The sequence below is a fragment of the Neptuniibacter sp. QD34_54 genome, from assembly GCF_047778055.1.
Lineage (GTDB): Bacteria > Pseudomonadota > Gammaproteobacteria > Pseudomonadales > Balneatricaceae > Neptuniibacter.
Genome location: NZ_CP180546.1, coordinates 726097 through 736568 on the forward strand (window position 1 = coordinate 726097; position 10472 = coordinate 736568).

Consider the following 10472-nt stretch of genomic DNA (forward strand, 5'->3'; position numbering starts at 1 on the left):
ATTACTGTTGCCATAGCTGTGTTTAAAAAATATAGAGGTGGTGGCTATGAATGTAACCAATGCTTTGCAGACAGGTTTGGTCGGTATTAATCGTGGTTTGGACAACGCGCCGCGAGCTGCTAGTGATGTCACTGGTTCGGGTAAGCCTGATCAACCTGAAGAAGCTACAGGCCGTGATCAAAACCAAGCGGTACTAGAATCAGCAGCAGGAACTGATGTAGAAGCTGCTGCGACAAAAGTTGTCAGTCAATTGGAAGAACCAGGCGAGCCTGGCGCGATTATTAATGTGCGTGTGTAAATGTGCATTAACTAATAAATGGATGTGGTGAACAAGGTGAAAGCAGAGATTGCTTTGCACATAATCAACAGAGGGGTATAGCTGATGCAGATATTCAATGCAGCTAATTCCCAGGCACTGAATGCCAGTGCTATACCGCAAGAACTTCGCTCGAGTGAAGCGAGGAAGGTGCTTGCGACTGTTGAAAATGTGGCGCCTGAGCAGGAGCTACAATCCAGTCGAGGTTTGGTTAACCGAGATCGTGTGACCCTTTCTGCTGAAGCAGCCGAACTATCCCGTCTTGCTAGCACAACGTCCACCGAACTAGAACGTGAAGATGGTGAACTTATTGGCTTGGAATCTGATGATGCCGAGCTAGTAGGGTTGGAGTCTTCATCATCGACTTCTGCTCCAGCATCCTTAGGCGTTTCTAAATCTGAACAGGCGCAAGAGCAGCAGGAGCTTGAAATAACTCGAGAGCTTGCTAAGCGTGACCGTGAAGTCAGAGCTCATGAACAAGCGCACGCTTCCATCGGTGGGCAATATACCTCTGCGCCGAGCTATACCTATGAGCGTGGGCCTGATGGTCGCCTTTATGCTGTTGCCGGTGAAGTCAAAATAGATACATCTCCAGTGCCGAATGATCCGCAGGCGACTTTAGAGAAAGCTGAAATTATCCAGAGGGCGGCTCTAGGTGTTGCAGAGCCATCTGCAGCCGATCGTGCTGCAGCAGCTGATGCTCGAGCTATGGCGGCTGAAGCGCGCGCTGAGATCCTGCAGCAAGAGGAAGATGTAAAAGCTGAAGAGGCGAGTGCTGCTGAAGAGTCAGAATCGGAAGATGAGGATGATTCTCCAACTGCAGGTGAGCGTTTGCAGGAATTTAGAGATCAGCAACAGGCTCGTTCTGATGGTGCTGCTGAGGCTCTAAATGACTTTAATGAACGCATGAAAGATATCAATAAAGAGCTTGCACAGATCAACAAGAAACTAGTTGATGCCGGTGTCTTCCAAAAGCTTTTCCCTGAAGGCTCTCTACTTGATCAGCAAGTATAAGCTGGTCAATCCTTTCCTACTGTATATAATCCAATATGAGCTGTGTGAATTCAGCTGGTTTTTCCGCGTGTGGCCAATGGCCAGCATTTTGGATGATTTTGTAATCTGCTTTAGGGAATAGCCCTAAAACCGCATCGCGATATTTGGGTAGTAGATAATCCGATTTAGCGCCCTTAATAAATAAAACTGGATTTGTATAGGGGTTACCTTGAGGGGCTGCGCTGATATTGGAGTATTGGTTATGCAATGCGTCTAAGTTCATTCGCCATGCAAATTTCTTATCTTCAGTGCGGTAGAGATTCTTCAGCAGGAATGCTCTAACACCCAATTCATCGACATAAGCTGAAAGTTGTTTATCAGCATCGCCACGGGATTTAAGGGATGTTAGGTCGACTGAAAATAGTCCTTTGAATACATCGTCATGATGGGGTGTATATTCCACTGGGGCTATATCAACAATAACCAGCTTTGCTATGAGTTCTGGATGAGTAATAGCAAATTGCATGGCTGCTTTACCGCCCATTGAGTGGCCGATAATGTGAGCTTTGTTTAGCTTTAGATCCTGCATCAGTTCAGCGATATCACTAGCCATAAGTTCGTAGTCGATCTCCGCCGAGTGTGGAGAGCGGCCGTGATTTCTCATGTCGGCAGCGATCACTTGAAAGTGCTCTGACAGAACTTTGATTTGAGCGCCCCAGTTTTCAAGGGTGCCAAACAGGCCATGCAAAATAATTAAAGGTTCACCTTCGCCGTGAATCTGATAGTGCAGTTTCATTATCTATTACTCAAAATAAAGGCGGCGCTGATAAGTCAGGGCCGCCTTGGGTATTAACTTACTTAGATATTACAGAATATCTAGTAGCTCTACGTCAAATACAAGCGCAGAGTATGGAGGGATGCCACCTGGAGAACCTTGCTCACCGTAAGCTAGGTTGTAAGGGATAAATAGCTTCCATTTAGCGCCTTTGTTCATTAGCTGAAGAGCTTCAGTCCAGCCAGCGATTACGCCGCCAACAGGGAATTCTGCTGGTTGACCGCGATCGTAAGAACTGTCGAATACTTTACCGTCAGTGAAAGTACCGTGGTAGTGAGTACGAACAGTAGACTCGCGAGAAGGTTTGTCGCCTTCTTCACCTGCTTCGATGATTTCGTACTGTAGGCCTGATTCAAGAACAACAACGCCTTCACGTTTAGCGTTTTCAGCTAGGAACTCTTCACCTGCCGCAGCTGCTTCTTTAGCTTGTGCTTCTTGAGCTGCACGAAGACGTTCGTTGATTACGTTGAACGCTTCTTGGATCTCTTGAACTTCTACGCGCATTGCTTCGCCGTTGAAAGAATCAGCGATACCTGCGGAGATCGCATTTAGATCCATGCCTTCGAATGGCTGTTGTGCTAGCTGGTCGCCCATTTGACGGCCGATACCGTAGCTTGCTTTCTGTTCTAGTGTTTCAAATTGAAGATCAGACATTTATTGAGTCTCGTTGAGTCAAAAAAAGCGAGCAATCTCGCAGCTCGCTATAGAAAATTATTTGCTTAAAAACAATATGGGGTCGACGCGTGTGTTATTCAAGCTTACACCCCAATGAAGATGTGGCCCAGTGGAACGACCTGTCGATCCTATCTCCCCAAGCTTGTCACCTGTTTGGAGTACGTCACCGATTCTTACATCAATTTTACTCATATGGCAGTACATCGTTGTCATGCCGTAACCATGATCAACAATGACTGTTTTGCCATTAAAGAAGTAGTGTCCAGTGTCTACAACGGTGCCTGCAGATGGCGCGGTAATTGGTGTGCCTTTAGGTGCCGCAATATCTAATCCGCTGTGAGGGTTGCGAGGCTGCTTGTTATAAAAACGTTTTAAGCCAAATGGGCTGCTATAAGGACCTTTAGCCGGAATAACAAACCGAGTCGGTAATTGCTCAGGTTCACTCCAATGTTTGTAAGCTGCGACCATTTTAGCTTTTTCGCGGCGCCAGCGTTTTACATCTTCAGGATCAGGTTCTACGTGACGTTTGTTTTTGATGGTTAGATACTGAGCTTTGTATTCTTTGTCCTCAACCTGAAAGTAATACGAGGTTCCGTCAGCTTTTAAGTGTTGTTTCTTGTCTGGTTTGGCGCTTAATGGGATGCCTGCAACAGCGATCCATTTGCTAGTATCCGCGTATGCAGTATCTGTTGATGGTAACACCATAACGCGATTTCCCTTATACCAAGCGGATGGCGCGATAGCTGATGTAAGGCCTTCAAGCGGTAAAATGGCAACGCCGCCAGGTACACGGCTTTCGGTTGGAAGTTCTAGAGCTTGTGCATTGATGCTGAAAGCGCATAAGCCTGTAAAGAGTAGAAGTGATTTGGTGAATGCTTTTCTGATCATATTAATGTTCCGTTATGACTTCATCTACGCTGCAGTGAAGTTGTCCTTTGTGTAAGTGAACTTCTATTTTTTGTCCGCTGACAACATCAGAGGCTGATTGAATAACTTTTTTGTCACTATCTTTGGTGATGGAGTAGCCTCGCTCTAGCGTAGCAAGTGGGCTAACAGTTTGTAACTGGCTCGCCAGCGAAGAAAGTTTTAATTGCTGACTTTTTAAACTTGATTGGCATGCCTGCTTAAGGCGTTGATGCAGCGAGTGAAGCTGTTCTTCCCTGCGTAGCAACAGCTGTTCAGGTGACTGAGCCTTTAAACGCCCTTCCAATTGCTGATATTTGATCTGCTTTTGCGCGAGGATGCGTCTGATTTGATTGTTCAGTTTTAGCTCTACATGATCCAAGCGTTGAGCTTGTTCTTTTAAAATCTGGCCAGGATGGCGTAATCGACTCTGTAAATTCGAAAGTTGCTGCTTGGCGGTAAAAAGCTGTTGCTTCTGTTGGCGCTTAAGTCGAAGGCTGAGCTGATTTAAGCGTAGTTGTAGCTCTTGTTGGTCTGGGCTGACTAATTCTGCAGCAGCGGAGGGGGTAGCTGCGCGGATATCGGCTATAAAGTCTGTAATGACCACATCAACTTCATGTCCTACTGCGCTGATAGTGGGTATTTCACAGTCAAATAAGGTGCGCGCAACTTGTTCGTTGTTGAAAGCTTGCAGATCTTCAAGTGAGCCTCCGCCGCGCCCCACGACGAGAACGTCACAAACTTGGTGCGCTTCAGCCAAAATTATCGCTTTGCAGATTTGTTGCGGGGCATCTTCGCCTTGTACGGCTGTCGGATAAATAGTGACGGGCAAGCCAGGGAAGCGTCTTTTTAGTACCGTTAAAATATCGTGTACTGCCGCACCTGTAGGTGAGGTAACGATGCCAATATGATTGGGGTGTTCCGGAAGCGCTTGTTTTTGTTTGCTGTCAAATAAACCCTCTTTCAAGAGTTTGTTCTTCAACTCTTCAAAAGCAACTTGAAGTTGGCCGCTGCCAGCGGGTTCTAGAAAGTCGCAGATTAATTGATAGTCGCCGCGGCCTTCATACAAGCTAACTTTAGCACGGACAATAACTTTGTCCCCTTGTTTGGGTTGCTTGCTTAACACTTGGTTGCGGTTCTTAAACATGGCGCAGCGTACTTGGGCTTTGTCATCTTTAAGAGTGAAATACCAATGGCCAGAACTAGGGCGAACAAAGTTAGAGATCTCGCCTTCTACTTGAATGGTAAGAAATGATCGCTCAAGCAAAGTGCGTGCTTGTCTATTTAGTTCGGAGACACTGAGCGCATGGGATTGAGTGCCAGATTTAAAGCTATTTGAGTTCTGCATGGCCCTCATATTAAACGATCTAATCGAGTTACTGCATCCGAAAGCAAAAAAAATGAAAACTAGGCCGTAATTACCCTGTAATTTACAAGTTTTAGATTGAGACAAAAGGCTAATTTCTGTATAATTTCCCGTTTAAATTTTACTTACTACACAGGCTGGCAAAGAATGTTGCGAATTGCTGAGGAAGCACTCACTTTTGACGATGTGTTGCTGGTTCCGGGCTACTCTGAAGTACTGCCAAAGGACGTTTCACTGAAAACTCAACTGACTAAAGGTATTCAGCTGAATATTCCTTTGGTCTCTGCTGCTATGGATACCGTGACTGAATCCGGTCTGGCTATAGCTATGGCGCAGGAAGGCGGTATCGGGATCATCCATAAGAACCTGACAATTGAGCAGCAAGCTGCTGAAGTTCGTCGCGTTAAAAAATATGAAGCAGGTGTTGTAAGTGACCCTGTAACTTGCAGCTCTACTATGACTGTAGGTGAACTACGTCAGCTGTCTACTGAAGTTGGTTTCTCCGGCTTCCCTGTAGTTGATGGCGATGATCTGGTTGGTATTGTGACTGACCGTGATTTCCGTTTTGAACGTAAGCTGGATGCGACTGTTGCTTCTATCATGACGCCAAAAGAGCGTTTGGTAACAGTGAAAGAGGGTGTAGACCCTGATGAAGTTCGCAATCTGCTTCGTAAGCACCGTATTGAAAAAATCCTAGTTGTTGATGATGCCTTCAAACTACAAGGCATGATGACAGTTAAGGATATGAATAAGGCTCAGTCTCATCCTAATGCTGCTAAAGATGCTAAAGGTCGTTTGATCGTTGGTGCTGCAGTAGGTACTGGCCCTGAAACACCTGATCGTGTAACCGCACTTGTAGAAGCTGGCGTTGACGTAGTTATTGTTGATACTGCGCACGGCCACTCTAAAGGTGTTATTGATCGCGTTGCTTGGGTTAAACAGACTTACCCACAGGTCCAAGTGATTGGCGGTAACATTGCTACTGCTGAAGCGGCAATTGCGCTAGCTGATGCAGGTGCTGATGGCGTTAAAGTTGGTATCGGTCCTGGTTCTATCTGTACTACACGTATCGTTGCAGGTGTTGGCGTGCCTCAGATCAGTGCTGTAGCTAATGTTGCTACTGCTATGGCTGAACGTGGTGTTCCAGTTATCGCTGATGGTGGTGTACGTTTCTCTGGTGACCTAGCTAAGGCAATTGTTGCGGGTGCATCTGCGATCATGGTTGGTTCTATGCTAGCGGGTACTGATGAAGCGCCAGGTGAAGTTGAACTATTCCAAGGTCGAGCATTCAAGTCTTACCGCGGCATGGGTTCTCTAGGTGCTATGGGTCAATCTTCAGGTTCTTCTGACCGTTACTTCCAAGATGCGTCTAAAGGCGTTGAGAAGTTGGTGCCAGAAGGTATTGAGGGTCGTGTACCGTGTAAAGGTCCAATGGGCGGCGTAGTTCACCAGTTAGTAGGTGGCTTGCGTGCAGCGATGGGCTACACCGGTAGTGGCGATATTCAAACTATGCGTACCGTTCCACAGTTTGTACGTATCACTAACGCGGGTATGAGCGAAAGTCATGTTCACGATGTGAGCATCACTAAAGAAGCGCCAAACTACCGCGTAAGCTAAGTAAATAAACTCTGAAAAGAGGGGTGGATAGAATCTGCCCCCTTTTTTTTTTGCGGCGACGCTAATGTCGCAAAGTGAAGAGATTGAAGGTTATGACCAAAGATATTCACGCTCAACGAATTCTGATTCTAGATTTTGGTTCTCAGTACACGCAGTTAATTGCACGTCGTGTACGTGAAATCGGTGTTTACTGTGAAATTCACGCTTGGGATATGTCTGAAGACGATATCCGTGAGTTTGCACCTAAAGGTATCATCCTTGCAGGTGGACCAGAGTCAGTTACTGAAGGTGATTCACCTCGTGCACCAGAGGTTGTATTTAACCTAGATGTGCCTGTGTTGGGTATCTGCTACGGCATGCAGACTATGGCTGCTCAGATGGGCGGTGAAGTTTCTACATCCGATAAGCGTGAATTTGGTTATGCTCAGGTTCGTTTGGAAAGTAGCCCAAGCCGACTGCTTGAGGGTATTGAAGATCACGTTGCAAACAACGGTGCTCTATCTCTAGATGTATGGATGAGTCATGGCGATAAAGTTACTACGCTGCCAGAAGGCTTTGCAGTAATTGCATCGACTGAGTCTGCTCCGATTGCTGCAATGTGCAATCCTGAGAAACAGTTCTTTGGTGTCCAGTTCCACCCTGAGGTGACTCACACTAAACAGGGCGGTCGTATTCTTGAGCGCTTTGTTGTTGAGATTTGTGGTACAGAAGCGTTATGGAACTCTGCAAACATCATTGCTGATCAGATTGAAAAAGTACGCGCACAGGTAGGTGATCAGAAGGTTCTTCTAGGTCTATCCGGTGGTGTTGATTCTTCTGTTGTAGCGGCATTGCTTCATAAGGCTATTGGCGATCAGCTGACCTGTGTGTTTGTTGATAACGGTCTTCTGCGTAAGCAGGAAGGCGATCAAGTAATGGACATGTTCGCTAAGAACATGGGCGTGAAAGTCATTCGTTCTGATGCGGAAGATTTATTCCTAGGTCGTTTGGAGGGTGAAAACGACCCTGAGAAGAAGCGTAAGATTATCGGTAATACTTTTATTGAAGTATTTGATGATGAAGCGACTAAGCTAACTGACGTTAACTTCCTAGCGCAGGGTACGATCTATCCAGACGTAATTGAGTCTGCTGCTGCGAAGACAGGTAAGGCACATGTTATTAAGTCTCACCACAATGTGGGTGGTCTGCCTGAAGATATGCAGTTTGAGCTAGTTGAGCCGCTACGTGAGCTGTTTAAGGACGAAGTGCGTAAGCTTGGTCTTGAACTGGGTCTTCCATACGATATGGTTTACCGTCACCCGTTCCCAGGCCCTGGTTTAGGCGTGCGTATTCTGGGTGAAGTTAAGAAAGAATATGCTGATATCTTGCGTGAAGCGGATGCGATCTTCATTGAGGAGCTGCATAAAGCTGATTGGTACCACAAGACAAGTCAGGCATTTGCGGTATTCCTACCGGTTAAATCTGTAGGTGTTGTAGGTGATGGTCGTCGTTACGAATACGTTATTGCTATTCGTGCGGTAGAGACAATCGACTTTATGACAGCGCGTTGGGCTCACCTACCATATGAGCTGCTAGAAACTGTATCTAGCCGTATTATCAATGAGATCCCTAAAGTATCTCGTGTGACTTACGATGTGAGCTCTAAGCCGCCTGCAACAATTGAGTGGGAATAAGTATTCTTTAAGCTGAATTGTTATGATAAAAAGCCTGCTTTTGTGCAGGCTTTTTAGTGTTTGGAGAAAGGTGAATGGATCAGCGAGAGATAGATGAGCGCTGGATGGAAGAGGCTTTGCTACTGGCGGATCGAGCCGAAGAAATTAACGAAGTGCCAGTTGGTGCTATCGTTGTTTTGAATGGTGAGATAATTGGTAGGGGCTGGAATCAGCCGATCAGTGGTCATGATCCAACTGCACATGCTGAGATACTAGCGCTGAGGGATGCGGCGGCTAATGTCGGTAACTACAGGCTGGTCGGTGCGGATCTCTATGTAACGATTGAACCTTGTACTATGTGCACTGGGGCGATTGTTCATTCTCGTATTCGTCGTGTTGTTTTTGGGGCGGTTGAAGCTAAAGCTGGAGCTGTTCAGAGTAATGGTCAACTGCTTGATCAGGCTTGGATGAATTATCGCGTAGAGGTTGAGGCTGGCGTATTAGCTGAGCGTTGCAGCGAAAAAATTAGTGCGTTCTTCAAGCGTCGTCGTGCCGAAATCAAGGCCGAAAAATTAGCTAAAAAGCAAAACCTACTAAAGGGCGGGTAGAAGATCCTCGACTACTTGTCCTTTATCCCAGCTTTCATGGTCTGGGTTTAGGTCTGCTTCTTCGTCTTGTCGCTTGGTTTGGATAACTTGCATCTCCCAGCTAAGTAGCTTCATGTATTTTCGAATATTACTGACATAGTGCACAGGTTCGTACCCGCGTGCATAACCGTAACGGACAGTACTGTAATGTCTTTCTTGAGTAAGTAGCGGAAGGTGTTTTTTTACATCATCCCACTTATCAGGGTTTAGGCCTGCTCTTGAGGTCAATACACGCGCATCCTCTAAATGACCATACCCTACGTTGTAACCTGCGAGTGCAAACCACAAGTGGTCTGGATCAGGAATACGATCTGGAATCTTCTTCTTTACGATTACAAGGTAATGAGCCCCGCCGATAATACTTTGCATGGGGTCTGTCCGGTCGGTGACATTAACTTCTTTAGCTGCAGCGTTGGTTAGCATCATGATTCCTTTAACGCCTGTAGGGGAGACTGCTTTTGGATCCCAGTGAGACTCTTGGTAGGCAATGGATGCTAATAGCTGCCAGTCTATCCCGGTTTCCTGTTCGGCCATAAGGAAATATTGTTCAATCTTCGGAAAGCGCGTTTGCATATCCTTCTTGAAGGTCGTGGTGTCGTAGAAATTAAGTGGATTGCTGCGATTAAAATATTTTTCTTTTAGTGATTCGATCAGAGTTTGGGTGCTTTCAAGGGCAAGAAAGCGATTAATGGAATCGCGCAATGTTTGGTCGTGATGGGGTGATAGCATCCAGGCTAGAGGTTGTGGTTTGTCGAGATCAAATCCTTTTTTAAGGCCCGGGAAAAAGGTTTTTTGGCTATCGAAGGTAACAGCATCAACGACGGTGTAGTCGATCTCTTTGTTTTGTACTTGTTCCATCAACTCGGTAGAAGAATAGGTACTAGTTTCGTCCCAGGTTAGTTCTGGATATTGAGCTTTTAGGCTTTGTAAAAGTTCTGCATGGCTGCTGTTGGCTAAAACGACTAATTTTTTACCGGGTTTAAGTAGATCGGAAATGTCTTTGGGTGCTTTCTTGCCTTTGGTTTGACGGTATATCAGCGTTGTCGTGGTTTTTAGGTAGGGTTGGGTAAACTCAAACCTTTCTTGGCGTTCTTCGGTAATCGTAAGCATGGAGCCCGCAATATGACCATCACGTGCGCTCATTGTTGTAAAAATAGAGCTGAAATCGTCGGGAAGTACCAGTTCTAATTCGACGCCTAAATGCTCTGCGTAAGCTTTGGCTAGATCGTATTCAAAGCCTGCAGGCTTACCTTTTTCAATAAAGTAAGTATTAGGTGAGTTTCGTGTAACGAGCTTTATCTCGCCAGATTCAATAATTGCACCTAGCTGAGTTTTGCTATTCCAGCTCAATAAGCCTGGAATACAGAACAAAAGAAAAATCAGCAGAGCGTATGCTGCATCTTTTTTGCGTCTAATATCAAACATTGTGCTGCTTTTCTGGTATCCAACTGGCTGTTTCGGTAAAATT

The 10472-nt window shown here is 45.9% G+C and carries 10 protein-coding genes; 5 read left to right on the forward strand and 5 right to left on the reverse strand.

From position 1 onward, the window contains the following. Positions 1–46: 46 nt before the first annotated feature. Both ACMXYP_RS03100 and ACMXYP_RS03105 read left to right on the forward strand, forming a co-directional pair. Complete coding sequence (locus tag ACMXYP_RS03100; RefSeq protein ID WP_415883545.1) at positions 47–298, forward strand: hypothetical protein; 252 nt, start codon at positions 47–49, stop codon at positions 296–298. Between the two features lie 84 nt (positions 299–382). After that, a complete protein-coding gene (locus ACMXYP_RS03105; protein ID WP_415883546.1) occupies positions 383–1330 on the forward strand; it encodes a putative metalloprotease CJM1_0395 family protein in 948 nt (315 codons plus the stop codon). A 16-nt stretch (positions 1331–1346) separates the two neighbouring features. Here ACMXYP_RS03105 and ACMXYP_RS03110 read toward each other — a convergent pair whose 3' ends face one another. The 4 genes from ACMXYP_RS03110 to xseA all read right to left on the reverse strand — a co-directional run bounded on the left by ACMXYP_RS03110 (position 1347) and on the right by xseA (position 5070). Continuing rightward, on the reverse strand, positions 1347–2105 hold the full coding sequence (locus tag ACMXYP_RS03110; RefSeq protein ID WP_415883547.1) for an alpha/beta fold hydrolase: 759 nt from the start codon (positions 2103–2105) through the stop codon (positions 1347–1349). A gap of 69 nt (positions 2106–2174) precedes the next feature. After that, the gene (locus tag ACMXYP_RS03115; protein WP_415883548.1) at positions 2175–2798 is read right to left on the reverse strand and encodes an FKBP-type peptidyl-prolyl cis-trans isomerase; all 624 of its coding nucleotides are present in this window, start codon (positions 2796–2798) and stop codon (positions 2175–2177) included. A gap of 57 nt (positions 2799–2855) precedes the next feature. Further along, complete coding sequence (locus ACMXYP_RS03120; protein ID WP_415883549.1) at positions 2856–3707, reverse strand: peptidoglycan DD-metalloendopeptidase family protein; 852 nt, start codon at positions 3705–3707, stop codon at positions 2856–2858. 1 nt (position 3708) lies between these two features. After that, positions 3709–5070 (reverse strand): exodeoxyribonuclease VII large subunit, encoded by a 1362-nt coding sequence (gene xseA / locus ACMXYP_RS03125; RefSeq protein WP_415883550.1) that lies wholly within the window; start codon positions 5068–5070, stop codon positions 3709–3711. A gap of 165 nt (positions 5071–5235) precedes the next feature. Here xseA and guaB point away from each other — a divergent pair, with 165 nt between their 5' ends. From guaB to tadA, 3 genes are all read left to right on the forward strand, one after another. Beyond that, on the forward strand, positions 5236–6705 hold the full coding sequence (guaB, locus tag ACMXYP_RS03130; RefSeq protein WP_415883551.1) for an IMP dehydrogenase: 1470 nt from the start codon (positions 5236–5238) through the stop codon (positions 6703–6705). Positions 6706–6797: 92 nt separating this feature from the next. Then, positions 6798–8378, forward strand: coding sequence for a glutamine-hydrolyzing GMP synthase (gene guaA, locus ACMXYP_RS03135; protein ID WP_415883552.1), 1581 nt, complete (start codon positions 6798–6800; stop codon positions 8376–8378). Positions 8379–8452: 74 nt separating this feature from the next. After that, on the forward strand, positions 8453–8965 hold the full coding sequence (tadA, locus tag ACMXYP_RS03140) for a tRNA adenosine(34) deaminase TadA (protein WP_415883553.1): 513 nt from the start codon (positions 8453–8455) through the stop codon (positions 8963–8965). Here tadA and mltF read toward each other — a convergent pair. Continuing rightward, the gene (gene mltF / locus ACMXYP_RS03145) at positions 8951–10429 is read right to left on the reverse strand and encodes a membrane-bound lytic murein transglycosylase MltF (protein ID WP_415883554.1); all 1479 of its coding nucleotides are present in this window, start codon (positions 10427–10429) and stop codon (positions 8951–8953) included. The genes tadA and mltF overlap by 15 nt on opposite strands. Positions 10430–10472: the final 43 nt, after the last annotated feature.